23 protein-coding genes are annotated in these 25,513 nt (G+C 72.4%); 17 read left to right on the top strand and 6 right to left on the bottom strand.

From position 1 onward, the window contains the following. Positions 1–13 precede the first annotated feature (13 nt). Entirely contained in the window at positions 14–1,168 is a 1,155-nt protein-coding gene (locus AB0C82_RS13965; RefSeq protein ID WP_362840445.1) for a TDT family transporter, read from the bottom strand. 70 nt (positions 1,169–1,238) lie between these two features. On the opposite strand from AB0C82_RS13965, the gene AB0C82_RS13960 reads away from it, so the two are divergent. Next, positions 1,239–2,174, top strand: a complete 936-nt coding sequence (locus AB0C82_RS13960; protein WP_362840442.1) for a LysR family transcriptional regulator — start codon at positions 1,239–1,241, stop codon at positions 2,172–2,174. Positions 2,175–2,180: 6 nt separating this feature from the next. On the opposite strand, the gene AB0C82_RS13955 is transcribed toward AB0C82_RS13960, so the two are convergent. Continuing rightward, positions 2,181–2,969, bottom strand: a complete 789-nt coding sequence (locus tag AB0C82_RS13955; protein WP_362840439.1) for a gamma-glutamyl-gamma-aminobutyrate hydrolase family protein — start codon at positions 2,967–2,969, stop codon at positions 2,181–2,183. A gap of 102 nt (positions 2,970–3,071) precedes the next feature. Next, positions 3,072–3,809: an FCD domain-containing protein gene (locus AB0C82_RS13950; RefSeq protein ID WP_362840437.1), complete on the bottom strand. Its 738-nt coding sequence runs from the start codon at positions 3,807–3,809 to the stop codon at positions 3,072–3,074. A 74-nt stretch (positions 3,810–3,883) separates the two neighbouring features. Between AB0C82_RS13950 and AB0C82_RS13945 the strand changes: the two genes are divergently transcribed. The 4 genes from AB0C82_RS13945 to AB0C82_RS13930 all read left to right on the top strand — a co-directional run bounded on the left by AB0C82_RS13945 (position 3,884) and on the right by AB0C82_RS13930 (position 8,412). After that, positions 3,884–5,245: a glutamine synthetase family protein gene (locus tag AB0C82_RS13945; protein WP_362840434.1), complete on the top strand. Its 1,362-nt coding sequence runs from the start codon at positions 3,884–3,886 to the stop codon at positions 5,243–5,245. 1 nt (position 5,246) lies between these two features. Further along, a complete protein-coding gene (locus tag AB0C82_RS13940; protein ID WP_362840431.1) occupies positions 5,247–6,602 on the top strand; it encodes an aldehyde dehydrogenase family protein in 1,356 nt (451 codons plus the stop codon). A gap of 5 nt (positions 6,603–6,607) precedes the next feature. Continuing rightward, positions 6,608–7,393: a 3-oxoacyl-ACP reductase gene (locus AB0C82_RS13935; RefSeq protein ID WP_362840429.1), complete on the top strand. Its 786-nt coding sequence runs from the start codon at positions 6,608–6,610 to the stop codon at positions 7,391–7,393. A gap of 83 nt (positions 7,394–7,476) precedes the next feature. Further along, positions 7,477–8,412, top strand: a complete 936-nt coding sequence (locus AB0C82_RS13930) for a DUF2510 domain-containing protein (RefSeq protein WP_362840426.1) — start codon at positions 7,477–7,479, stop codon at positions 8,410–8,412. 25 nt (positions 8,413–8,437) lie between these two features. On the opposite strand, the gene AB0C82_RS13925 is transcribed toward AB0C82_RS13930, so the two are convergent. Continuing rightward, positions 8,438–9,640: an amino acid deaminase/aldolase gene (locus AB0C82_RS13925; protein ID WP_362840423.1), complete on the bottom strand. Its 1,203-nt coding sequence runs from the start codon at positions 9,638–9,640 to the stop codon at positions 8,438–8,440. Between the two features lie 1,006 nt (positions 9,641–10,646). On the opposite strand from AB0C82_RS13925, the gene AB0C82_RS13920 reads away from it, so the two are divergent. Beyond that, positions 10,647–11,561, top strand: a complete 915-nt coding sequence (locus AB0C82_RS13920) for a hypothetical protein (RefSeq protein WP_362840420.1) — start codon at positions 10,647–10,649, stop codon at positions 11,559–11,561. Continuing rightward, a complete protein-coding gene (gene mycP, locus AB0C82_RS13915) occupies positions 11,558–12,748 on the top strand; it encodes a type VII secretion-associated serine protease mycosin (RefSeq protein WP_362840417.1) in 1,191 nt (396 codons plus the stop codon). The genes AB0C82_RS13920 and mycP overlap by 4 nt, the downstream gene beginning before the upstream one ends. 154 nt (positions 12,749–12,902) lie before the next feature. On the opposite strand, the gene AB0C82_RS13910 is transcribed toward mycP, so the two are convergent. Further along, positions 12,903–13,625, bottom strand: a complete 723-nt coding sequence (locus AB0C82_RS13910; RefSeq protein WP_362840414.1) for a serine hydrolase — start codon at positions 13,623–13,625, stop codon at positions 12,903–12,905. Between the two features lie 315 nt (positions 13,626–13,940). On the opposite strand from AB0C82_RS13910, the gene AB0C82_RS13905 reads away from it, so the two are divergent. Next, positions 13,941–14,669, top strand: coding sequence for an SseB family protein (locus tag AB0C82_RS13905; RefSeq protein ID WP_362840412.1), 729 nt, complete (start codon positions 13,941–13,943; stop codon positions 14,667–14,669). Positions 14,670–14,759: 90 nt separating this feature from the next. On the opposite strand, the gene AB0C82_RS13900 is transcribed toward AB0C82_RS13905, so the two are convergent. Next, entirely contained in the window at positions 14,760–15,122 is a 363-nt protein-coding gene (locus AB0C82_RS13900; RefSeq protein WP_362840409.1) for a DUF1844 domain-containing protein, read from the bottom strand. 364 nt (positions 15,123–15,486) lie between these two features. Between AB0C82_RS13900 and infC the strand changes: the two genes are divergently transcribed. From infC to AB0C82_RS13855, 9 genes are all read left to right on the top strand, one after another. After that, positions 15,487–16,194: a translation initiation factor IF-3 gene (infC, locus tag AB0C82_RS13895; RefSeq protein WP_362840407.1), complete on the top strand. Its 708-nt coding sequence runs from the start codon at positions 15,487–15,489 to the stop codon at positions 16,192–16,194. A 124-nt stretch (positions 16,195–16,318) separates the two neighbouring features. Next, positions 16,319–16,513 (top strand): 50S ribosomal protein L35, encoded by a 195-nt coding sequence (gene rpmI / locus AB0C82_RS13890; protein ID WP_173311612.1) that lies wholly within the window; start codon positions 16,319–16,321, stop codon positions 16,511–16,513. Positions 16,514–16,619: 106 nt separating this feature from the next. Then, positions 16,620–17,003 (top strand): 50S ribosomal protein L20, encoded by a 384-nt coding sequence (rplT, locus tag AB0C82_RS13885; protein ID WP_007457565.1) that lies wholly within the window; start codon positions 16,620–16,622, stop codon positions 17,001–17,003. A 115-nt stretch (positions 17,004–17,118) separates the two neighbouring features. Continuing rightward, the gene (locus tag AB0C82_RS13880) at positions 17,119–17,961 is read left to right on the top strand and encodes an RNA methyltransferase (protein WP_362840404.1); all 843 of its coding nucleotides are present in this window, start codon (positions 17,119–17,121) and stop codon (positions 17,959–17,961) included. Positions 17,962–18,061: 100 nt separating this feature from the next. Next, positions 18,062–19,228, top strand: coding sequence for an ATP-binding protein (locus AB0C82_RS13875; RefSeq protein ID WP_362840402.1), 1,167 nt, complete (start codon positions 18,062–18,064; stop codon positions 19,226–19,228). Positions 19,229–19,398: 170 nt separating this feature from the next. Further along, positions 19,399–20,538: a phenylalanine--tRNA ligase subunit alpha gene (gene pheS / locus AB0C82_RS13870; RefSeq protein WP_362840399.1), complete on the top strand. Its 1,140-nt coding sequence runs from the start codon at positions 19,399–19,401 to the stop codon at positions 20,536–20,538. Then, the gene (pheT, locus tag AB0C82_RS13865; protein WP_362840396.1) at positions 20,538–23,051 is read left to right on the top strand and encodes a phenylalanine--tRNA ligase subunit beta; all 2,514 of its coding nucleotides are present in this window, start codon (positions 20,538–20,540) and stop codon (positions 23,049–23,051) included. The genes pheS and pheT overlap by 1 nt, the downstream gene beginning before the upstream one ends. Positions 23,052–23,483: 432 nt before the next feature. Further along, the gene (locus tag AB0C82_RS13860; RefSeq protein ID WP_362840393.1) at positions 23,484–24,824 is read left to right on the top strand and encodes a transcriptional regulator; all 1,341 of its coding nucleotides are present in this window, start codon (positions 23,484–23,486) and stop codon (positions 24,822–24,824) included. Between the two features lie 88 nt (positions 24,825–24,912). Further along, complete coding sequence (locus AB0C82_RS13855) at positions 24,913–25,443, top strand: NUDIX hydrolase (RefSeq protein ID WP_362840390.1); 531 nt, start codon at positions 24,913–24,915, stop codon at positions 25,441–25,443. The last annotated feature ends 70 nt before the right edge of the window (positions 25,444–25,513 follow it).

Here is a 25,513-nt window from a genome sequence, read left to right as displayed (position 1 = left end):
CGGGGCCGGCCGGTCAGGCGGCGGGGACCGTCACCGGCAGCGGCGCCCGCGGCGCCGCCAACAACGTTCCGCCGGCCAGCCCCCGCAGCGTCCGCGTGGCGGCCACCGCCCAGGCCGCCACGAGGAACACGTACAGCGTGACGGCCAGCCAGGTGAAGGCCGTGAGCCCCGTGTGCCGGGCCAGCCCGGCGGCGCCGGTGACACACGTACCGACGGGGAAGGTGAAACCCCACCAGGTCATCGTGAACGTCATCCCGCCCCGCACCGCCCGTACGACCATGGCTCCCGCCAGCGCCAGCCACAGCAGCGCGAACCCCATCACCGGCACCCCGTAGAGCACCGCGAACGCGGCGAACGCGGAGGCGTACGGCGCACCGACCGCCCCCGGGGCCACGTCGGCCAGCTGATTCACGGCGGTCGTCGACTGCCCCAGCGGCCCGAGCACGAGGAAGAGCGTGGGCGTCAGGGCCAGGGGCAGCGGCCCGTGGTGCACCAGCCGGCCGAAGACCAGCGGCAGCACCACCAGCGTCGCCAGCAGCGACACCCCGAACATCGCGTAGCAGGCAAGCAGCAGCGCCTCCCGCCACTGCCCGGCGGGCAGTTCGGGCACCAGCAGCGGACCGAGCGCGGCGGAGACCATGGGCGCCACCAGCGGCAGCAGCCAGACCGGCGAGGCCGTGCCGGGCGCCGGGCGGTGGCGTACGACCATCAGGTACGGGACCACGACCGCCATGGCGAGCCCGGTCACCGTGCCGAGGACGAACAGCACCGCGTCCACGGCGACCGCGGCCTCGTGCCCGATCACATCCCCGCCGACCACCATCGTGGCCCCGCCGACCGCGAGCAGCGCCATGGAGAGGCAGCCGTAGAACGGGGCGACCGCGGGGTCCAGGAGGTGGGCGCGTGCCTGGTCGCGGTGGAGCAGCCAGTGGCCGGCGCGGGCCGCGAGGACGACGGCGAGCAGGACGGCGGAGAGCGCCCACACGACGGTGCAGGCCGCCCGCAGCCAGCCGGGGTCGCCGGGCAGGGCCACGCCCGCACTCGCCACGATCGCGGTCCCCATGACCGTCGCGTACCAGTTGGGTCCGACGTACCGCAGCGCCGGAAGCCGCAGGGCGGCCGGGCGGTACGCACCGGCGCTTGTCTGGGTCCGCAGATAGATGGCCATGGCACGATTCTCGTGACGTGCGGGGTCCCCCACCAGGGAGGCCTGCCCTATGAGGTCATAAGCTGCCTTTATGTCCAGCGATCAGCACGAGTCACGGCCCGCGCCCCTGTCCCACCGGGTCCCCGACCTCGGAGCGCTGGAGCTGCTTCTCGCCGTCGCCCGGCACGGCAGCCTCGGCCGGGCGGCCCGGGACGTCGGCATCACCCAGCCCGCCGCGTCCAGCCGCGTGCGCTCGATGGAGCGACAGCTCGGTGTCGCACTCCTGGACCGCTCGCCCCGCGGCTCCCGGCTGACCGACGCCGGAGCGCTCGTCACGGACTGGGCCCGCAGGATCGTGGAAGCGGCCGAGGCGTTCGACGTGGGCGCACAGGCGCTGCGCGACCGGCGCGACTCCCGGCTGCGGGTCGCCGCCAGCATGACGATCGCCGAGTACCTGCTGCCCGGCTGGCTGATCGCGCTGCGCGCCGAACGGCCGGACACGGCGGTGTCGCTGCTCGCTGGGAACTCGGCTGCGGTCGCGCGGCGCCTGCTCGCCGGCGAGGCCGATCTGGGGTTCGTGGAGGGCCTCTCGATACCGGAGGGGCTCGACGGCACGGTCATCGCCCACGACAGGCTCGTCGTCGTGGTCGCCCCCAGCCATGCGTGGGCCCGCCGGCGCACCCCCCTGACCCCCGCGGAACTGGCCGCGACCCCGCTCATCCTGCGTGAGTACGGCTCCGGCACCCGCCAGGTCCTGGACGCCGCACTCGCCGTACACGGCGGTCTGGCGCAGCCGCTCCTGGAACTCTCGTCCACCACGGCGGTGAAGGGCGCGGCGGAGAGCGGCGCGGGACCCTGTGTCCTGAGCGAACTCGCGCTCGGCGAGGAACTGTCGGCCCGCCGCCTCGTCAAGATCCCCATCGCGGGGGTACGGCTCCGGCGCCAGCTCCGCGCGGTCTGGCCCACCGGCCACCGTCCCACCGGCCCGGCCCGCGATCTGCTGTCGCTGACGGGCCGGGAGCCGTAGACCGTCTCAGCGGAGGGCGCCGCGTGCGTGCGCGGTGGCGTGGGCCGGAGCGGCGGCGGCAGCCGGAGCCGGAGTGGGAGCCGGAGGCCGATTCCCGGCCGTACGGGCCGTGCATGCCGCCACCAGGGCGCGCATCACCCGCTGGTCCGTGCCCATCTCCGGATGCCACTGCACCCCGAGGACCCACGGGTCGCCGGGGACCTCGACCGCCTCGACCGTGCCGTCGGCCGCGTGGGCCGAGACGACGAGGCCCGGAGCCGGCCGGTCCACCGCCTGATGGTGGTAGGTGGGCACCGCGCACTCCTCGGGCGCGATCGACGCGTACCGGGTACCGGGCACCGGCCTCACCGTGTGCTCGCCGAGCACTCCGGCCGTCCCGGGCGGCCCCGCGTGTCCGTCGACGTGCTGGACCAGGGTGCCGCCCAGCACCACGTTCAGCAGCTGCATCCCGCGGCAGATCCCGAGCACCGGGATGCCCGACTCCAGAGCCGCACGCAGCAGGGCCGTTTCCCAGGCGTCGCGTTCGGTCGCGGCGGGTCCTGTCCTGACGTCCCGCTCCGCGCCGTAAAGTCCGGGGTCCACGTCCGCGCCGCCCGCCACGAGCAGGCCGTCCAGCCGGGCCACCGCCGCCGCCGCCCTCTCCGGAGCGTCCGGGGGCAGCAGCGCGGCCAGGGCGCCGCAGTCCTGGACCAGCCGCGGATAGCCGAGGGGCAGGAGAGCGGCGGGAAGCTCCCACACACCCCAGCGGGCGACGGGCTCCAGATAGGTCGTGAGGCCGATGAGAGGTTCGGGCATGGTGCGTTCCCTCCGGCCCGCCGGCTGCCCGGCCGGCCCGGTCCAATGGTGTTGCCGCACACCTTTGCGCGGTGGGTGGCGTGACGCAAGACGTCGTCGCCGTCAGGTCAGAAATCCCCGGAGCAGCGCCGCGGTGCCCGCGCAGTGTTCGCGCATCACGGCACGTGCGGCCTCCTCGTCCCTGTCGAGTACGGCTTCGACGAGCGCCGTGTGCTGATGCTGCGCGTGTTCGAGGTTGCGGACGAGCACGGGTATGCAGTCCAGCAGGTCGTTCACGGTCGCACGGACCGCGGCGTACTGCGCGGTGAGCGAGGGCGACCCGGACAGTTCGGCAAGTGTCAGGTGCAGCAGGGTGTCGTGTCTTCGGTAGTCGGGCAGAGGTGCTTCGTGTGTCGCCGTCAGAGCCCTGCGCAGCCGTTCGCTGCCCTCGTCGTCGAGCCCGCGTGTGGCGCACAGGCCGGCCGCCCCGGACTCCAGGACCTCGCGGAAGCGCAGGACGTCCTCGATGTCGACGGCCGCGACCCGGCGGCGCAGCTCGCCCTCGCCCGCCGCGCCGGTCCGGGGCAGCACGAACGTGCCTCCGTACCGTCCGCGCCGGCTCTCCAGCAGCCCCTGCTCCTGGAGCACCTTCAGCACCTCGCGCAGCGTCACGCGGCTGATCCCGAGGAGTTCGGCCAGCTCGCGCTCCGCGGGAAGCCGCTCTCCGCCGGGCACGAGACCGAGCCTGACCACCTGGAGGATCTGCTCCAGTGCCTCCTCGAAGCCGTTGCCCGCGCGGACCGGTCGCAGCACCGATGTCAGCCGGTCGACGGATCCGATTCCGCCGGTTTGCTCGGCCACGTCCCGATCCCCTTCCCATCAATGGTTCATTCCCATACCTTAAGCCTTCCGGCTGGCCCAAGGAGGAGCATCCCGTGGCAGACCGAACACCCCCGCTCGGGACCGAGGAACTGCGCGTCCTCGTCGCGGGCGGAGAGATCGACACCGTCGTCCTCGCCTTCCCCGACATGCAGGGACGGCTTCAGGGCAAACGGTTCGCCGCCACGTTCTTCCTGGAAGAGGTCCTGGAGCACGGCACCGAGGGCTGCAACTACCTGCTGGCCGTCGACACCGACATGAACACCGTCGACGGATTCGCCATGTCCTCCTGGGACAACGGGTACGGCGACTTCGTCCTGCGCCCCGACCTCGGCACGCTGCGCAGAATCCCCTGGAACGAGGGCACGGCCATGGTCATGGCCGACCTCGCCTGGGAGGACGGCTCGCCCGTCGTCGCCGCACCCCGCCAGATCCTCCGCCGTCAGCTGGAGCGCCTCGCCGGACACGGCCTCACCGCCCACGTCGGCACCGAGCTCGAGTTCATCGTCTTCAAGGACACCTACGAGCAGGCCTGGGACCGCAACTACCGCGACCTCACACCGGTCAACCAGTACAACGTCGACTACTCCGTCCTCGGCACCGGCCGCATCGAACCCCTCCTGCGCCGCATCCGCAACGACATGACGGCCGCGGGCCTGACCGTCGAGTCCGCCAAGGGCGAATGCAACCCCGGGCAGCACGAGATCGTCTTCCGCTACGACGAGGCCCTGGTCACCTGCGACCAGCACGCCGTCTACAAGACCGGATCCAAGGAGATCGCCGCGCAGGAAGGCGTCGCGCTCACCTTCATGGCGAAGTTCAACGAGCGTGAGGGCAACTCCTGCCACATCCACCTCTCCCTCCAGGACGCCGAAGGCCGGAGCGTCATGGCGGGGGAGGACGGGGCCATGTCGCCGCTCATGCGCCACTTCCTCGCCGGGCAGCTCGCCGCCCTGCGCGAGTTCTCTCTCCTCTACGCACCGAACATCAACTCGTACAAGCGCTTCCAGCCGGGCTCCTTCGCCCCGACCGCCGTCGCCTGGGGTCACGACAACCGCACCTGCTCCCTGCGCGTCGTCGGACACGGCCCTTCGATGCGTTTCGAGAACCGGCTGCCCGGCGGCGACGTCAACCCGTACCTCGCCGTGGCCGGACTGGTCGCCGCCGGACTCCACGGCATCGAGCGGAAACTCGAACTCCCCGACGCCTGCGACGGCAACGCGTACACGGGCGACTACGCACACGTCCCCACCACCCTGCGCGAAGCCGCGGAACTCTGGGAGCACGGCGAAGTGGCCCGGACGGCCTTCGGCGACGAGGTCGTCGACCACTACCGCAACATGGCCCGCGTCGAACTGGAAGCCTTCGACGCCGCCGTCACCGACTGGGAACTCCGCAGGTCGTTCGAAAGGCTCTAGCGTGCACCAGATCCTCAACCCGGCGACCGAAGAGGTCATCGCCACCGTCCCCGCGACCAGCCGCGCCGAGGTCGACGCTGCGGTCGTACGGGCCCGTCGTGCCCAGCACGGATGGGCGGCCGCCGCCCCCGCCGACCGGGCCCGGCTGCTGCGCCGGTTCGCCACCGTCGTCGACGAACACGTCGAGGAGCTGGCCGCGCTGGAGGTCCGCGAGGCCGGACACACCCTCGGCAACGCCCGCTGGGAGGCGGGCAACGTCCGCGACCTGCTCGACTACGCGGCCGGGGGAGTGGAGCGCCTCACCGGCCGTCAGATCCCGGTCGCGGGCGGCCTCGACATCACGTTCCTCGAACCGCTCGGCGTCATCGGCGTGATCGCCCCCTGGAACTTCCCGATGCCGATCGCCGCGTGGGGCACGGCCCCCGCACTCGCAGCCGGCAACGCCGTCATCCTCAAGCCCGCCGAGACCACCCCGCTCACCGCTCTGCGACTGGCCGGCCTCGCCCTGGAGGCCGGCCTCCCCGAGCACCTCTTCCAGGTGCTCCCCGGTGCGGGTGACATCACGGGCGCCGCCCTGGTCGAGCACCCCGGCATCGCCAAGATCGTGTTCACCGGCTCCGGCCGTGTCGGCAGGCAGATCATGGCGAGCTGCGCGACCCAGGTGAAGCGGGTCACCCTGGAACTGGGCGGCAAGAGCCCTAACATCGTCTTCGCCGACGCCGACCTGGAAGCGGCGGCCGCCGCCGCACCCATGTCCTTCCTCGACAACGCGGGCCAGGACTGCTGCGCCCGCACCCGCATCCTCGTCCAGCGCGAGGCGTACGACCGGTTCCTGGCCCTGCTCACCCCGGCCGTCGAGTCGGTCGTGGTCGGCGACCCGGCGGACGAGAAGACCCAGATGGGCCCGCTCATCTCCAGGGCGCAGCTGGAACGCGTACGGTCCCACGTCCCCGAGAACGCGGCGGCGGTCCGGGGCAGCGCGCCCGCCGGCCCCGGCTTCTGGTTCCCGCCGACCGTCCTCACGGACGCCGCCCCGGACTCGCCCGCCGCGACCGAGGAGATCTTCGGACCGGTCGCCGTGGTCCTCCCCTTCGACGACGAGGACCACGCGGTCCGTCTCGCGAACGCCACCGAGTACGGCCTGTCCGGCTCGATCTGGACCCGCGACGTCGGCCGCGCGCTGCGGGTCTCGAAGGGCGTGCGCGCGGGCAACCTCTCGGTCAACTCGCACTCCAGCGTGCGCTACTCGACCCCCTTCGGCGGCTACGGGAAGTCCGGTCTGGGCCGCGAACTGGGCCCCGACGCCCTGACGGCATTCACCGAAACCAAGAACGTCTTCATCAACACGGAGGCCTGAACCCCATGACCGACACCACCCCCCAGTGCCGCCGTCTGGTCGGCCGCACCGCCGTCATCACCGGTGCCGGCAGCGGCATCGGCCGCGCGACGGCCCGCAGGCTGGCCTCCGAGGGAGCGCACGTTGTCTGCGGCGACATCGACGAAACGGCGGGCAAGGCCGCCGCCGACGAGGTCGGCGGCCTGTTCGTACGCGTCGACGTCACCGATCCCGAAGAGGTCGATGCGCTCTTCGCGGCCGCGTACGACACCTACGGCTCCGTGGACATCGCCTTCAACAACGCGGGCATCTCCCCGCCCGAGGACGACTCCATCCTCACCACGGGCCTGGAGGCATGGAAGCGCGTCCAGGACGTCAACCTCACCTCCGTCTACCTCTGCTGCAAGGCCGCCCTCCCCTACATGCGCCGCCAGGGCCGGGGCTCGATCATCAACACCGCTTCGTTCGTGGCCCGGATGGGGGCTGCGACCAGCCAGATCTCGTACACCGCGTCCAAGGGCGGCGTCCTCGCCATGTCGCGCGAGCTGGGCGTGCAGTTCGCCCGCGAAGGGATCCGGGTCAACGCACTGTGCCCGGGCCCGGTGAACACCCCGCTGCTCCAGGAGCTGTTCGCCGCGGACCCGGAGCGGGCCGCACGCCGACTCGTCCACATCCCCGTCGGCCGGTTCGCCGAGGCGACCGAGATCGCGGCGGCCGTCGCCTTCCTGGCGAGCGACGACTCCTCGTTCGTCAACGCCACGGACTTCCTCGTCGACGGCGGAATCTCGGGCGCCTACGTGACACCGGCCTGACCGGTCCCCGGGCCGTCAGGTCCTTCGAAAGGCCCCCGCAGGGGGGCCGACCGGGCCTCGAACGCGGACTCTAGAGTGGGCGGATGACCAACGCGACACCGCCCGGCTGGTATCCGGACGCCGCAACACCCGGCACCGAGCGCTGGTGGGACGGCGTCGCCTGGACCGCGCACACCCGCCTGCCCGGCACCGTCGCGCCCGGTGCGCACCAGGCGTACGCCACGGGGGCGTCCGGCGTACCGCAGCCGCGGCGCCCCGGCGGCAGCACCCGAATCATCGCCACGGCCCTGGCGGGCCTTGTCGTCGTCGGTGCGGTGGTCACCGGCGCCGTACTGCTCGGCAAGGACGACGGCGGCGGGGACGCGAAGCCGGCGCCGAGCAGTTCGGCCCCCGCCCCCACGGGCAGCGCGTCATCGGACGCGCCGACGCCCGGCGCCACGCCGACGGACGACCCCGAGGTCCTCGTCGACCAGCTCAACGGCATCACCCTGCCCGTGCCGGAGGGGTGGGGGAAGCCGGAGAACACCCTGGAACAGGCGACGACGGCGATGCGAACGCTCGTCTCCTACCGCTGCCCCGGCAACTCGGGGAGCCTCTGCTACCACGGCACGGTCAGCAGCAGCACGGCGACCGGCGATCTCACCTCCGTCGAGGCGCTGGCGAAGCGGGACATCAGGACCGCCGCGAAGAACGCGTACGACGAGAACTCCCTCGGCAGCCGCATCCACGGCGGCATCGTGTCCCACAAGGAGCTCGCGTCCACCTCGGTCGCCGTGGCCGGGCGCAGTGGCTATCTGGTGCGCTGGCGGGTCACCACGGGCAAGGGGCCGGGCGGCTATGTGCAGTCCCTCGTCTTCCCCTCGGCCGTGGGCAGTGAGACACCCGTCGTCGTGCGCTTCGCCTTCGACGCGGGCGAGGACGACCTGCCGCTCACCCTCATGGACACCATCACCAGGGGCATCCGCCCGATCGGCGACAGCGCGACGAGCGGGGGAGTGGGCAGCTCGATCGCTCCCTGATCCCCCGACCTCGGCCACCGGCCGGTCAGAGGAACGTCCGGCCCTCTCCTCGGTACGTCGGCACGGTGGCCGTGATCCGGTCCCCCTCGATCAGCTGGAGCTCGGCGAAGCGCTCGCAGAGCTCACCGGCCTTCGCGTGCCTGAACCACACCTTGTCGCCGATCAGGAGATCGTCGGCGGGGGAGCCGATCAGCGGGGTCTGCACCTCACCGGGACCCTCCTGCGGGTCGTAGCGCAGCCCCTCCGGCAGATACGGGACGGGCAGCCGGTCGGGCCCCGCGGCCCCGGACGCCGGATAGCCGCCACCGAGCACCGTCACCACACCGACGCCGGGCCGCCGGACCACCGGCTGGGCGAACAGGGCGGCCGGGCGGCCCGTGAACGACGTGTAGTTGTCGAAGAGCCGCGGTACGTAGAGACCCGATCCGGCCGCGATCTCCGTCACCGCGGACTCCGCGGCCGTGTGCTGCACACTGCCGGTGCCGCCACCGTTCACGAACTCCAGGTCCGGGGTGACCGCGCGGACCGCGCGCACCACCTCGGCCCGCCGCGCCGCCAGTTCCCTACGGGCCGCGGTCTGCATCAGCCGCACCGCCCGTGAGCGCAGCGGCCGCCCTGCGACGGAGTCACCGACACCGGCGACATGGCCCTCGTACGCCATGAGCCCCACCAGCCGGAAGCCCGGCCTGCGGGCCACCGAGCGCGCCAGATCCGCCAGTTGGGCGGGCGAGCGCAGGGGCGAGCGCAGCGCCCCGATCCTGACGCGGCCGCCGAGCAGCCGCAGCGAGGTGTCCAGCTCGAGACAGACCCGGATCTCCTCCCGGCCACCGGCCCGCGCGGCGTCGATCAGCTCCAGCTGGGACACGTCGTCGACCATGACGGTCACCGCCCCGGCGAGTTTCGGATCCCCGGCCAGCTCGGCGTAGGCGGCCCGGTCGGCCGACGGATACGCCAGCAGGACGTCCTCGAAACCGGCACGGGCCAGCCACAGCGACTCCGCCAGGGTGAACGACATGATCCCCGCGAAACCGGGACGTGCGAGCACCCGCTCCAGGAGGGCCCGGCAGCGCACCGACTTGCTCGCCACCCGGACCGGTTTGCCCGCGGCCCGGCTCACCAGATCGTCCGCGTTGGCGTCGAACGCCTCCAGATCGACCACGGCGAGCGGGGCGTCGAGATGGGCGGTGGCCCGGTCGTAGCGGGTCCGGTCAGCGGCTCGGGCAGTCATGGCCGCAGCTTGCCAGACACCCGTACCCCTGGGTAGGGGGACGATCGGGGCAGATCCCCCGAGCCGTGGAGTCCGTTCCCGAGGGGCGCCCGCGAACCCGTAGAGTGACCGTCACGCGCTGACCAACGGGCCCGCCCGTGAGGGTGGTCCGCGGGCGGTACGAGGACGCGAACCAGGGGGCCGGATGAGTACCGAGGCGCAACGCGCTCCCGTGCCGCCCCGCCCGACCACGCCGCCCCTTCCGGCGACGGCCCGTCACGACGCACCGCAGCCCCCGGAGCCCTCCCACCGGAACACACCGGCCGGGCAGGAGCCGCCGGCTCCGGCATCGCCACCGGATCGCGGGCAGCCGCCGGCCGCCGCACCCCGCCAGGAACCGCCCACCCGCGCCCCGCAGCAGCAGCGGTCGCCCGCTCCGGCTCCCGCTCCCACGCAGCCTCAGCCGACGGCACCTGCCGCATCGCCGCAGCCCTCACAGCCCCGGCCGTTCACCCCGGCACAGCGGCAGGAGCAGCCCGAGACATCGGCTCCGGCCCAGCAGCCCTCGCAGCCCCGGCCGTCCGCCCCGGCACAGCGGCAGGAGCAGCCCCAGCCGTCGGCTCCCGCACCGCGGCAGCAGCCCTCCGCCTCGGATCAGGCGAAGCCGTCCCCCGCCGTGCACCAGCAGCCGGCTCCGGCACCGGCCCCAGCACCCGCTTCCGCCCCCACGCCGCAGCCACCCACGCACGCCCCCCACCAGCAGCCCACCCCCGCTCAGCCGCAGCCCCCCGCCCGCCCCGCGCCGAGCCGGCCTTCGAACCAGCCTCCGAACCAGCCCCCGAGCCGGCCGCAGCCCGGGCAGGTCCCGCCCGCCCCGCCCTCGCCCGTCGAGACGACCACGCGGTTGCGGCCCGTGCCTCCGGCCGGCCCGGTCGCGGGGTTCGGAGCCGGCCCCGCAGCCGGGCCGCATCCCGGGGTGCCCGCAGGGCCGCCGCCCCCCGTCACGCGCCGCAGGCCCGTAGGAGCCGTGGATCTCTCCGCGGCGCCCGGATCCGCCCCGGCGCCCTACCCGCACCATCACGCGCACCAGCAACCGCACCCGTACCCCAACACCTTCGCCCCGCCCCGCTACACCTTCCCCGAGACGCCCGTCGAGACCACCACCCGGCTGCGCCCCGTGCGCCCGCGCCACCCCGCGCGGACCCTGGGCGCCGCGGCCTGTGTCGTGCTCGGGCTCGGGCTGATCGGGGGCGCGGTCACCGGGGCCTGGCTCACCGGGGACTCCTCGGCCGACTCCGGTGCCCGCACCGCGTACAGCGAGGGCCGCACCGCCTGGCACAGCGTGCCCGTCGGCACCCTCTTCCCGGCAACGCTCAAGGGCGACGGCGCGGGCCCCGGGGCCACGGACCGCGTCTGGACCCGGGTCGCCGTCGCCCCGGACAGCACCTGCGCCAAAGGGCTGGACCCACTGCTCCTGAAGACGCTGCGCCCCGTCGGCTGCGACCGCATGGTGCGGGCCACCTACACCGACGCGACCAACAGCAGCGTCGTCACCGTCGGAATGGTCTTCACCGAGGCGGACTCCGAGGGGATGAGGGCGCTGAGCACCCGGTTCACGGGCCAGCGACTCGACGGGCGCGCCGACCTGATGCCCCGCACGTACGCCCCCGAGGGGACCGTCGCCGCCGGCTTCGGCGACCGGCAGCGTGCCAGCTGGACCGTGCACGTCCTGACCGAGGTGCCCGTCGTCGTCTTCGCCGTCTCCGGCTTCGCCGACGGACGCCCGGTCACCGAGCCGCAGCCCGCCGCCGAGGCCATGGCCGCGGGCGCGACGACGGCCGTCGCGCAGGCCGGGCTCGGCCACGAGGCGAAGGGTGTCGCGGACCGGGTGGAGCGCGGCCTGCGCAAGACCGTCACCGAGCTCACGGAGCAGCCCGAATGAACCGCCGACGCCCGCCCGGACGCCGCCGCCGGGCCCTCGCGGCGGCCTGCGCCGCCACCGCTCTCACCCTGGTCCCCGCCGCACCCGCCCACGCCGACGGCATCCGTGACCAGCAGTGGGGGCTCGAAGCGCTCCACACCGAGCGGGCCTGGCAGACGACCAAGGGCGAGGGCATCAAGGTCGCCGTCCTGGACACGGGTGTCGACGCCGAGCACCCCGACCTCGCGGGCCAGGTACTGCCCGGCAAGGACCTGATCGGCTTCGGCGCCGAGCGCGGCGACCGGGCCTGGGCGCTGCACGGCACCGCGATGGCCGGAATCATCGCGGGCCGGGGTAACGGCCCGGGCAGGGGCAGCGGCGTGCTCGGTATCGCCCCCGAAGCCAAGATCCTGCCCGGCCGGGTGATCCTGGAGTCCAGCGACCGGTCCCGCGCGAAGGCACGCGCATCACGCGGTACCGCCCTCTCGGACGGCATCCGCTGGGCCACCGACCAGGGCGCGGACGTCATCAACCTCTCCCTCGGCGACGACAGCAAGTCCGCTCACCCCGACCCCAGCGAGGACGCCGCCGTCCAGTACGCCCTGGCCAAGGGCGTCTCCGTCGTCGCGTCGGCCGGCAACAGCGGCGAGAAGGGCGACCGCATCTCGTACCCGGCCGCCTATCCCGGCGTGATCGCGGTCGCGGCCGTCGACAAGTACGGCACGCACGCCGCGTTCTCCACCCGCCGGTGGTACGCCACCGTCAGCGCACCCGGTGTCGACGTCGTCGTGGCCAACCCGGACCGTCACTACTACATCGAGTGGGGCACCTCCGCGGCCGCCGCGTTCGTCTCCGGGGCCGTCGCCCTGGTTCGCGCCGCCCACCCGGACCTGACCCCCGCCCAGATCAAGAAGCTCCTCGCGGACACCGCCCGCAACTCGCCACCGGAAGGCCGCGACGACGCGAGGGGATACGGACTCGTCGACCCGGCCGCCGCGATCGAGGCCGGATCGCGCATCCGTACCGCCAGGAACCCGGACTCCGCCGCGACCGGTTACGCCAAGCAGTACTTCGGCCCCGGCCCCACGCAACGGACCGAGGACGACGGCCCGGCGAGCTGGCTGGCCCCCACCGCCGGCGGACTCGGCGCCGTGCTGCTGGCTCTTGCCGTCGCCCTGTGGCGGGCCAGGGAAGGCCGGGGCGCCTAGCCAGGCCCTGTCGTCCGGCTCGTGCCGGGCGCAGGAAGTCCGGCACGAGCGCCTGCGGCGTCGTCGTCCATCACCCACGCTCCGTCCCGCAGCCGCAGGCACCGGACCCCGCTCCCTGTTCCGGCCTGGTCCCGCCTGGTCCGAAGGAGTGGCCCTAGGCCGTGCCGCCGGCCGCCTTCGCGACCACCCCGACCGCCGCCCGGGCCACCGACTCGACGAGCGCGATCCCCGCCTCCTTCGTGGCGTGCCCGTCGGAGAGCACGGCGACCAGATGGCTACGCCCGTCGGCGACGACCCGGCCGATGCTGTTGACGTCCCACAGCCCGGTCGTGGTCCGTGGCATCCAGCCGTTCTTCAGCGACCAGCCGGTGCCCGCAGCCGACACCCCCCACTGCTGGTCCGCCTCGACCTCTCCCATCAGCTCCCCCACGTACGCCCGGGAATCCGGGGACAGCGGGGACTCCCCGGCCGGACCGAAGACCGCCCGGAGCAGACGCACCTGGTCCGACGCGGTCGTCCGCGTCAGCCCCCACGCGTTCGCGGCGGTCGTCGACGTCAGCCCGAGGCGGGCATTGGCCGCGTCGAGCCCCTCCGCACCGCCGATCACCCGCCACAACCGGGTGGCCGACGTGTTGTCGCTGCGCCGGATCATCGCCTCCGCGAAGCCGTGCTCGGCGCCGCTCAGCTCACGTCGCTCGTCCTGGACGAGGAGCAGGAGGGCCACCAGCACGTTCACTTTGACGATGCTGGCGGTGTCGTACGTGGCCGCGTCCCCGTATACCGCGAGGGCACCGCTCCCGCCGTCCACGGCCACCGACACCGCTCCGCCACCGATCAGTGGCGCCACCGCATCCTTCAGTTCCGCGTCGAGATCCACCCCGGCCTCCCTCGCTCGTCGCCGCCGCTGCCGGCGGACTCGCAGCGGACGATACGGACGAGGGAGCGACGGCTCCGTGACCGGGCGGCCGACCCACCGGGAACGCGCCCCCGCGGCCGAACCAGCGGGCCGGGCCCGCGAGCAGCACCGGTCACGGAGGTGGAGCCCATGGAGCCGCGCATCCTGTGGCGGGTCATGCTCCGCACGTCGTCGAGGGCACCAGGCAGCATCTGTGTCCGACGTGTCCGGCCTGTCATCGGGAGGAGGACCCGACCTGTCGCCGGCAGGAGGAAGCCGACCGACTACGCTCGTCCCGTGGCGCTCAAGAACATTCCGGACCCCGGTTTCTCCGACGACGACGGCACGGCATCTCCCGAGCTGACCGCGGCACTCGCCGCCTGGTCACAGGACCGGAAGGCCGTCGGCCCGGTCCTCGAGGCGCTGCTGGGCGCCCGGTTGCTCGTTCCGGTCGTCGCCGTGCTCGGCGAGGTGGAGGAGGACGAGAACGGGCTGCGCCGCGAGAAGACGAGCGACATGGCCGTCCCCACCCTCCAGGCCGGTGACCGGCGCGCTCTGCCCGCCTTCACCTCCACCGCTTCGCTGGCCCTCTGGGACCCGGAGGCGCGGCCCGTCGCCGTACCCCTGCACCAGGCGCTCCAGGCCGCCGCCCACGAGAAGGCGGACACCGTGGTGCTCGACCTCGCCGGCCCCGTCGCGTTCGAGCTGACCGGTTCCGCGCTGCGTGCCCTCGCCGAGAACCGTGCCAGCGCCGACCCGCTCGACGATCCGGCCGTCGTCGCGGCGGTACGGGACGTCGTCGCCGCCGAACCCGCCGTGGTCCGGGCCCACCTGGGCCCCGGACCGGCCGACGGCATCGTGGCGGTGGTCCTCACCCCGGACGCCGTTCCCGCCGAGGCCGCGCAGCGGCTGGCCGGGGCGCTGGCGGCCAGTGAGGCGCTGCGTGCCCGCCTGGTACGCGGACTGGACCTGGCACTGCTGCCGGCCGGCGCCGCCGCCCCGAACGCACCCCTGTTCACCCGCTGACCCCGCACACGTATGAGGCGAGCCCGCAACCTGTCACAGGCTGCGGGCTCGCGTCGTAGGGAGGAATGGGCGGACGGCCGAGGGCAGGGACTAGCCGTAGACAGGTCCCGTGTACTTCTCGCCCGGGCCCTGACCGGGCTCGTCCGGTACGGAGGACGCCTCGCGGAACGCCAGCTGGAGCGACTTCAGGCCGTCACGCAGCGGGGACGCGTGGAAGGTGCTGATCTCGGTCGTGCTCGCGTCGAGCAGGCCCGCCAGGGCGTGCACCAGCTTGCGGGCCTCGTCCAGGTCCTTGTGCTCGTCGCCGTCCTCGGTGAGGCCGAGCTTCACGGCGGCTGCGCTCATCAGGTTCACGGCGACCGTCACGATCACCTCGACCGCGGGGACCTCCGCGATATCGCGGGCCATGTCGTCGAAGCCGGGGGATTCACTGCGGGGGGTCGCGTCACTCATGTCCCACACGATAAGGCCATGCTCAGGCGCCCCCGACTGCGGGAGAGGCTCCACGCCCTGCCCCGGCCGGCGACGCCTCATGGGTTCGCGGCACCCGGCCGGAGCTGCTAACCTTGTGTAACGACCGGCCGGACACCTATGTGCTCGGCCCACAAGTGGAGGCTCCGATCTCCCACCTGACTGTCCTCCGGGACAGCGGGTCACCGGTCAGGTGGCGCCCATCGTTCCGTACGGACGATGGAGCTGCCCGATGCGCCCCGCGGTTGACGCGGCGGTGTTCCGGTATTTCCAGGAGCCCCGCCTGTGTCCCGTCCGGGGCATTTTTCGTGTCCCGTCACGGTTGGTCTTTCGAAACAGACGTTACGTGGCTGTCCGCCAGGCGGCCACGTGGTGCTACCGAGGAGGATCCATCAGCGCCGAGCCCCGCATCAACGACCGGATTCGCGTTCCCGAGGTGCGACTTGTCGGTCCCAGCGGCGAGCAGGTCGGGATTGTTCCGCTTGCCAAGGCCCTGGAGCTCGCACAGGAGTATGACCTCGACCTGGTCGAGGTGGCGGCGACAGCCCGTCCCCCCGTGTGCAAGCTCATGGACTACGGGAAGTTCAAGTACGAGTCGGCCATGAAGGCCCGTGAGGCGCGCAAGAACCAGGCGCACACGGTCATCAAGGAAATGAAGCTCCGGCCGAAGATCGACCCGCACGACTATGACACCAAGAAGGGTCACGTCGTTCGGTTCCTCAAGCAGGGTGACAAGGTCAAGATCACGATCATGTTCCGTGGTCGTGAGCAGTCCCGCCCCGAGCTGGGCTTCCGACTGCTCCAGCGTCTCGCTTCGGACGTGGAGGACCTCGGCTTCATCGAGTCCAACCCGAAGCAGGACGGCCGGAACATGATCATGGTTCTGGGCCCGCACAAGAAGAAGACCGAAGCCATGGCCGAGGCCCGTGAGGCCCAGGCCGCCCGCAAGGCGGAGCGTCAGGGTTACGCCCACGACGCCGAGTCCGAGGGCGACGCAGCCGAGGCTCCGGCCGAAGCTGCCGAGGCCCAGGCAGAGACACCTTCCGAGGCGTGACCTCTGGGGGTCGCCATCCAGGCGCCCCCAGGTCCCCGCGGAATATCCCACCAAAGATCTGACGCCCCTGCAGTCCGGTGCCCCGCACCGCGAGGGGCGCCACTGACGAGGAGAGAACGGCGCGATGCCGAAGAACAAGACGCACAGCGGTGCCAGCAAGCGCTTCAAGATCACCGGCTCCGGCAAGGTGCTCCGCGAGAAGGCCGGCAAGCGCCACCTGCTCGAGCACAAGTCGTCCAAGAAGACCCGCTCGCTGTCCGGCACGGTCGTCGTGGCTCCGGCCGACGCCAAGAAGATCAAGAAGCTTCTCGGCAAGTGAGTCGTCGCCCCCGCTCATCAGGGGGCGCGATCTCGATCCGACCGGGACCAATTCGTTTCCGGGCCGTGTGAGTACCGACCACGGCCCCGCTACAAGGAGTTAACAAGTGGCACGCGTCAAGCGGGCAGTCAACGCCCACAAGAAGCGCCGGGCAATTCTCGAGGCGGCAAAGGGTTACCGCGGTCAGCGTTCGCGCCTGTACCGCAAGGCCAAGGAGCAGGTCACCCACTCCCTGGTCTACAACTACAACGACCGCAAGAAGCGCAAGGGCGACTTCCGTCAGCTGTGGATCCAGCGCATCAACGCCGCTGCCCGCCAGAACGGCATGACGTACAACCGCCTCATCCAGGGTCTGAAGGCCGCCAACATCGAGGTGGACCGCAAGATCCTGGCCGAGCTCGCGGTCAACGACGCCAACGCGTTCGCCGCGCTCGTCGAGGTGGCCCAGAAGGCCCTCCCGAGCGACGTCAACGCCCCGAAGGCCGCCTGATCCAGGCAGTCCTTCCAGGTATCGAGCCGGACCCGCAGGCGCCAGCCGTCTGCGGGTCCGGTGCGTTGCACCCCCGTTCTCGTTCCGCCGTACGCAGAGAGGCGCGCCGCCGACCATGGGCATCCCCGAACTGATCTCCTCGCGGTCGCCGCGCGTCGCAGCCGCCCGACGGCTGGCCCGGCGAAACTTCCGGGGCAAGGAGCGCAGGTTCATCGCCGAGGGGCCGCAGGCCGTGCGCGAGGCCGCAGGGCACCGGGGCGGCGACGGTGAGCCGACGCTGATCGAGCTCTTCGCCACCGTGGAGGCCGCCGAGCGGTACGCCGACATCGTCGACGCCGCCCACGCCGCGGGCGCCCGGGTCCATCTCGCCGACGGCGACGTACTCGCCGACGTGTCCCAGACCGTCACCCCGCAAGGCCTCATCGGGGTCTGCCGCTTCCTCGACTCGCCGTTCGAGGACATCCTCGCCGCGAAGCCGAAACTCGTCGCCGTGCTCGCCAACGTCAGGGACCCCGGGAACGCCGGCACGGTGCTGCGCTGCGCCGACGCGGCGGGAGCCGACGCCGTCGTACTGACCGACGCGTCCGTGGACCTCTACAACCCCAAGTCGGTGCGGGCGTCCGTCGGTTCGCTGTTCCACCTGCCGGTGGCCGTGGGCGTGCCCGTCGAGCAGGCCGTGCGCGGGCTGCGGGACGCGGGCGTACGCATCCTCGCCGCGGACGGCGCGGGCGACGACGACCTCGACGACGAACTGGACGCCGGCACCATGGGCGGGCCGACAGCCTGGGTCTTCGGCAACGAGGCCTGGGGGCTCCCCGAGGAGACGCGGGCCCTGGCCGACGCGGTGGTCCGGGTGCCGATCCACGGCAAGGCGGAGAGCCTCAACCTCGCGACGGCGGCGGCCGTATGCCTGTACGCCTCCGCCCGCGCCCAGCGCCCGCGCCGCACAGACGGCTAGGGCCTTTCGATCCCGCAGGGTGTCGCTCGTTCACCGACGACTAGTAGGGTGACGAACTCGGGGGCCCACTGCACCGGTTCGAGAGGTGGGGTACGGCAATATGGCAGTCGGCATGAGCAGGCCGCGAGAGACACACACGGCCGTCGTGCGCGCCGCAGCCGCCGAACCCGCACCGCCGGAAGGGCCGGTCGGCGACCTCGCCCTCGGCGCCGGTGACCTGGACCCGGACGACCTGCCCGACGGTCTCGTCATCGCCGACGAGACCGGCAGGGTCGTCTGCTTCAACTCCGCCGCGGCCCGGATCACCGCCGTTCCGCGCGCCGCCGCGCTGGGCCGCCAGCTCGAACACGCGCTGCCCCTCGAAGACCTCAAGGGCCGGCGCTGGTGGACCCTGACGGACCCGTACGGGGGGCTGGCCATCCGCGTCGGCCAGCCCGAGCGGAATCTCCTCCTGCCCGGCGGACGCGAGGTCCTCGTCTCCGCACGGTACGTCCGCGAGAGCCCGACCGGGCCGGTGCGCCGGCTGGTGGTCTCCCTGCGGGGCACCGAGGCCCGCCGCCGTACCGAACTCAGCCACGCCGAGCTCATCGCCACCGTCGCCCACGAGCTGCGCTCCCCACTGACCTCGGTCAAGGGCTTCACCGCGACCCTGCTGGCGAAGTGGGAGCGGTTCACCGACGACCAGAAGCGGCTGATGCTGGAGACGGTCGACGCCGATGCCAACCGTGTCACCCGGCTCATCGCCGAGCTGCTCGACATCTCCCGGATCGACTCGGGCCGTCTGGAGCTGCGCCGCCAGCCCGTCGACATCTCCGCCGCCGTCGAACGCCACGTACAGGCCCACATCGCGACCGGTCAGGCTCCCGGCCGCTTCCTCGTCCGCACCCAGCAGCCGCTGCCCACGCTGTGGGCCGACCCCGACAAGGTCGACCAGGTCCTCGGCAACCTCCTGGAAAACGCGGTGCGCCACGGCGAGGGAACCGTCACCATTGAGATCGCCCCCGCATCCGCGCCGGCCAAGAGTGACGAGACAGGAACGGCAGTCACCGTGAGCGACGAAGGTCCCGGCATCCCCGAGGAGTCGATGGGCCGTGTCTTCACCCGCTTCTGGCGGGGGAGCAAGCGCGGCGGTACGGGCCTGGGCCTGTACATCGTCAAGGGCATCGTCGAGGCCCACGGCGGCACGATCACCGTCGACCGGGCACCCGGCGGCGGGGCCCAGTTCCGATTTATCCTGCCTGTGAGCACCCCGGCCTACTTGACATAAGGAATTTCGCGCAGCGAATCAGACAGGGCGGCGGCGGGCGACGGGAGGGCTTGAGCTGCCCACGGGCTTCTTCGCCTCCCTGCGGCCCTTAGACTCGACCTTTGGCACCTTTGCGTCCTCCAGTCGTCGAGCGGGGCCGCGCCACCAGCCAATCGGAAGCACGGGAAGAGATGTCGGCACCGAACAAGTCGTACGACCCAGTCGAGGTCGAGGCACTGAAACCGGAAGAGATCGAGCGTATGCGGGACGAGGCGTTCGCCGCCTTCGCCGCCGCCGACGACCTCGACGCGCTCGCCCAGGCGAAGACCGCGCACACCGGTGGTACCTCACCCCTGTCCCTCGCCAACCGGGAGATCGGCGCACTGCCGCCGCAGGCCAAGGCAGAGGCGGGCAAGCGCGTGGGCCAGGCCCGCGGCGCCGTCTCCAAGGCCTTCGCCGCCCGTCAGGCGGAGCTGGAGGCGGAGCGGGACGCCCGGGTCCTGGTCGAGGAGGCAGTCGATGTCACGCTGCCGTACGACAGGACACCCGCGGGCGCCCGGCACCCGCTGACCACCATCATGGAGCGCGTCGCCGACGTCTTCGTGGCGATGGGCTACGAGATCGCCGAGGGCCCCGAGGTCGAGGCGGAGTGGTTCAACTTCGACGCCCTGAACTTCGTGCCCGACCACCCGGCCCGGCAGATGCAGGACACCTTCTTCGTCCAGGGCACCACGCCCGACGGCAAGGCGACCACGGGCGACGAGTCCGGCATCGTGCTGCGCACGCACACCTCGCCGGTCCAGGCGCGCTCCCTGCTCAGCAGGAAGCCCCCCGTCTACGTGGTCTGCCCCGGCCGGGTCTACCGCACCGACGAGCTCGACGCCACGCACACCCCGGTCTTCCACCAGATCGAGCTGCTGGCCGTCGACGAGGGCCTCACCATGGCCGACCTCAAGGGCACCCTCGACCACATGGTCCAGGCGCTCTTCGGCCCGGACATGAAGACCCGGCTGCGGCCGAACTTCTTCCCGTTCACCGAGCCGTCCGCCGAGATGGACATGGTCTGCTACGTCTGCCGCGGCGAGTCCGTCGGCAACCCGGACCGCCCCTGCCGCACCTGCGGCAGCGAGGGCTGGATCGAGCTCGGCGGCTGCGGCATGGTCAACCCGAAGGTGCTCATCGCCTGCGGGGTCGACCCCGAGAAGTACAGCGGATTCGCCTTCGGGTTCGGCATCGAGCGAATGCTGATGTTCCGCCACAACGTCGAAGACATGCGAGACATGGTCGAGGGTGACGTCCGGTTCACCCGGCCGTTCGGGATGGAGATCTGATGCGCGTCCCGCTTTCCTGGCTGCGGGAGTACGTCGACCTGCCGGCGACGGAGACCGGCCGTGACGTACAGGCCAAGCTCGTCGCCGTGGGACTGGAGGTCGAGACCGTCGAGCAGATCGGTGCCGGCCTCAAGGGCCCGCTGGTCGTCGGACAGGTCCTGACCATCGAGGAGCTGGAGGGCTTCAAGAAGCCCATCCGCTTCTGCACGGTCGACGTCGGCACGGCCAACGGCACCGGCGAACCGCAGGAGATCGTCTGCGGAGCCCGCAACTTCTCCGTCGGCGACAAGGTCGTCGTGGTACTCCCCGGCGCCGTGCTGCCCGGTGACTTCGCCATCGCCGCACGTCAGACGTACGGCAAGACGTCCCACGGCATGATCTGCTCCACCGACGAGCTCGGCATGGGCGACGACGGCACGCACGGCATCATCGTGCTGCCGCCGGAGCACGAGGTCGGCACCGACGCGATCGAGCTCCTGGAGCTCGTCGACGAGGTCCTCGACATCGCCGTCACGCCGGACCGCGGCTACTGCCTGTCCATGCGCGGAGTCGCCCGCGAGACGGCCATCGCGTACGGGCTGCCGCTGCGCGACCCGGCCCTCCTGGACGTCCCCGCGCCGAACGCGTTCGGCTACCAGGTGCAGGTGTCCGACCCCTTCGGCTGCGACCGCTTCACCGCGCGCACCGTGGTCGGTCTCGAGCCCGAGGCGCGTTCCCCGATCTGGCTGCAGCGCCGTCTGCAGAAGGCCGGGATGCGCCCGATCTCGCTCGCCGTCGACGTCACCAACTACGTGATGATCGAACTCGGCCAGCCGCTGCACGCCTACGACCGGACCCTCGTCGACGGACCGATCGGCGTGCGCCGCGCCCAGCAGGGCGAGAAGCTCACCACGCTCGACGGCACCGTGCGCGTCCTGGACGCCGAGGACCTCGTCATCACCGACAACCGCGGGCCGATCGGCCTCGCGGGTGTCATGGGCGGCGCCAACACCGAGATCGCGGACGCCGCGGCCGGTGAGCACACCACCACCTCGGTCGTCATCGAGGCGGCGCACTTCGACGCGATCTCCATCGCCCGCACCGCGCGCCGTCACAAGCTGTCCTCCGAGGCGTCCAAGCGCTTCGAGCGCGGCGTCGACCCGGCCGCGGCCGCCGCCGCCGCGCAGCGCACGGTGGACCTCCTGGTCCTCCTCGCGGGCGGCACCGCGGAGTCGGGTGTCACCGAGATCAGCGCCCCGTCCGCGCCCCACACCATCGCCATGCCGGCCGACCACCCCGACCGGGTGGCCGGAGTCGCGTACGGCCGGGAGACCGTCGTACGCCGCCTCCAGCAGGTCGGCTGCGACGTCTACGGGCAGGACGAGCTGATCGTCACGGTGCCGTCCTGGCGCCCCGACCTGGCCGAGCCGAACGACCTGGCCGAAGAGGTCATCCGGCTGGAGGGCTACGAGAACCTTCCGTCGACCCTTCCGACGCCGCCGTCCGGCCGTGGGCTCACCGACCGCCAGCGGCTGCACCGCCGCATCGGCCGGGCGCTCGCCGGAGCGGGCTACGTCGAGGCGCTCAGCTACCCGTTCATCGGCGACGCCGCCCTGGACCAGCTCGGTCTGGACAAGGACGACGCCCGCCGCCGCACGGTCACGCTCGTCAACCCGCTCTCCGACGAGGAGCCGTCGCTGCGCACCACGCTGCTGCCGGGTCTCCTCGGCGCGCTGCGGCGCAACGACGGCCGCGGCAGCCACGACCTTGCGCTCTTCGAGACGGGTCTGGTCTTCCGGCCGACCGGCACCGAGACGCAGGCCGTCCGGCTGCCTGTCGACCGTCGTCCCACCGACGAGGAGATCGCCGGACTCGACGCGGCCCTGCCGCGTCAGCCGCGCCGCGCCGCCGTCGTCCTCGCGGGCGCCCGCGAGCAGGCCGGCTGGTGGGGCAAGGGCCGCCCGGCCGACTGGGCGGACGCCATCGAGGCGGCTCGCACGATCGCCGGCGAGGCGGGCGTGGAGCTCATCGTCCGCAGCGACCAGCACGCCCCGTGGCACCCCGGCCGCTGCGCCGCGCTGTTCGTCACGGTGAACGGCGAGGAGACGCTCTTCGGCCACGCCGGTGAGCTTCACCCGCGGGTCATCAAGGACCTCCACCTGCCCGAGCGCGCCTGTGCCATGGAGGTTGAGCTCGACGTCCTGGAGCAGGCCGTCGACGGTGCCCTCCAGGCACCCCGGATCTCGGCCTTCCCGGTCGCGACCCAGGACGTCGCGCTGATCGTGGATCAGGACGTGACCGCCGCCGACGTGGAGCGTGCGCTGCGCGAGGGCGCGGGTGAACTCCTCGAATCGCTGCGGCTGTTCGACGTCTTCACCGGCGACCAGATCGGCGAGGGCAAGAAGTCCCTGGCGTACGCCCTGAGGTTCCGTGCCCCGGACCGCACGCTGACCGTCGAGGAGGCCTCGGCCGCCCGTGGCACGGCGGTCGCCCTGGCCGCCGAGCGGACCGGTGCGGTGCTGCGCGGCGTGTAGGGACTGCCCGGCGGGTCATGCCGACGGGACAAGCCAGTGAGGAGGGGCGTATCCGGCCACCGGATACGCCCCTCCTCCATGCTCGCTGCGAGGCGGGGGACCGCACGCGGGCCCGGCCCGGGGCCGGGGGGAACCCGGTTGCGGGCCGACCCCGCAGCCACCCTCCGATCCGTGGGCAGTGGGTCGTGCGGCCCGGCGCCGTCCGCGCTGCCACGGAGTGTTGGGCAGGTCGGCAGAGCGGACGGCGCGGGTGCGGGTCGTCGACTGTACGAGGGGGAGCCGACGACCCGGCCGCCTCTTGCGAGACGACCCAGTCAACCGATTCGCCCCACCGCGCGACAGAGTGCGTAGCCGGGCGGTTCGGGCATTCCGTTCACACCCCGTGTGAATCGTGCTGCACTAGGCTCGGTGCGAAGCACAACTGGGGGGGCAATGGAGCCCAACATCCTGCTCGAATCCCTGATCGACGAGGCCGGTGTGTCCCGAGCCGGTCTCGCCTGTCACGTCAACCGGGCCGGCCGGGCCCGAGGACTGGAACTGCGGTACGAGCACACGGCGGTGGCCCGCTGGCTCAAGGGGCAGCGCCCACGCGGTCAGGTGCCGGATCTGATCTGCGACGTGCTCGGCGAGCGCCTGGGCCGCGCGCTCGCACTCGACGACATCGGCATGGGAGCCTCCGGCGGGAGCACGGCGGTGCACGGTTCCACCCTCACCGGATTCGTCGAGCGTGCCACCGCGCTGTGGCGCTCCGACGAACAGCGGCGCCCGCAGGTCGTAGGAGCGCCCGCCGTCACCGGCACGACGGCGGTGATGCCGGTCTGGGAGTGGGAGAACCCTCCGGAGGACGCCGACGTCTCCCGGCCCGGTCCGGCCCGCGTCGGTCCGGCGGACATCGTGATGCTGCGTGCGGCCCGCGCCCACTACGAGCAGATGTACCGCAAGGCCGGTGGTATCGCGACCCGTTCGCGCGTCGTCGGCTTCCTCAACGCCGAGACGGCACCCCTGCTGCGCGGCGGCTACAGCGACATGACGGGCCGTCGGCTGTACCGGGCGGCGGGCGGCCTGGTGGCGGTCGCCGGGATCTGCGCGTACGACTCCGACGCCCACGGTCTGGCCCAGCGCTACTTCCATCAGGCGCTGCGTCTCGCCAAGGCCAGCGGCGACCGGGGGCTGGGCGGTTACGTGATCGCGCTGCTGGTCAACCAGTCGCTCTTCCTGGCCGAGTACCGCCGGTCGGTCGCCTTCGCCGAAGCCGCTCTGCGGGCCGCGGGCACCCACATCACCCCGGCGCTGGCGGCCGATCTGTACGCGATGCAGGCCAAGGCGTACGCCCACCTCGGAGACGGCGCCGGCGCCCGTACGTGCATCCGCCGCGCGGAGTCGGAGGCCGGCCGCATCCATCCGGGCCGGGAACCGGACGAGACGGGATACGTCCAGCCGGGCCTGGTCAACGTCCAGGTGGCCGAGGCGCTGCTCGGACTCGGGGACCTCACGGGTGCCCGGGAGCACGCGGCGGCGGCGGTTCGCGTCCCGGCGCACGACCGGGGTCAGGTACACCGGCTGGCGATGCTCACCCATATCGAGCTGCTGCAGGGGGAGCCGGACCGGGCGGCGCGCACGGCCTCCGACATGGCCGAACGGGCCAGGGGAATGGAGTCCAGGCGGTTGCGCGACCGGCTCAGCTCGGTCCGTGAACAGCTGGCGGCGAGCGGCTGCGCGGAGGCCGAAGAGGCGGCCGGGATCATCGACGGAGCGCTGCGCGTGCCTCTGTGAGCTCCGCCCCGCGGCCCCGCCGTCCGTTCCCCTGGAGGGCTGTCCCTGCTCCGATATTGCCATCGACCTGTCGGAAGGTGGCAATACTGTGCAGTGGACGAACTTAAATGAGCACACGGTGTACGAGAACCGTTGGTTCCGGGTCAATCTGGCGGATGTCGTCCTCCCTGATGGGCGGCACCTCGATCACTTCGTCATCCGGCTCCGCCCGGTCGCGGCGGCGACCGTCGTCAACGAGGCCAACGAGGTGCTGCTGCTCTGGCGGCACCGCTTCATCACCGACAGCTGGGGCTGGGAGCTCGCGGCGGGTGTGGTCGAGGACGGCGAGGACATCGCGTCCGCCGCCGCCCGCGAGATGGAGGAGGAGACCGGCTGGCGCCCCGGCGAGCTGGAGCCACTGATGACCGTGGAGCCCGCCAACGGCCTCATCGACGCCCGGCACCATCTCTACTGGTCCCGGGAGGCCACGTACACCGGCCATCCCGAGGACGACTTCGAGTCCTCGCGCCGCGCGTGGGTCCCGCTCAAACTGGTGCCCGACATGATCGCCCGCGGCGAGATACCGGCGGCCAACATGGCGGCCGGGCTGCTGATGCTCCATCACCTGCGGCTGGGCTGAGGGACATCGGACGCGGCCGGGAACGCGAAGGGCCGGCCGGGAGATCCCGGCCGGCCCTTCGCTCGTGTGC

The sequence above is a fragment of the Streptomyces sp. NPDC048560 genome, from assembly GCF_040650955.1.
Classification (GTDB): Bacteria; Actinomycetota; Actinomycetes; order Streptomycetales; family Streptomycetaceae; genus Streptomyces.
The sequence above is the reverse complement of the archived record's forward strand: the minus strand, read 5'-3'. Positions and strand labels throughout refer to the sequence as shown.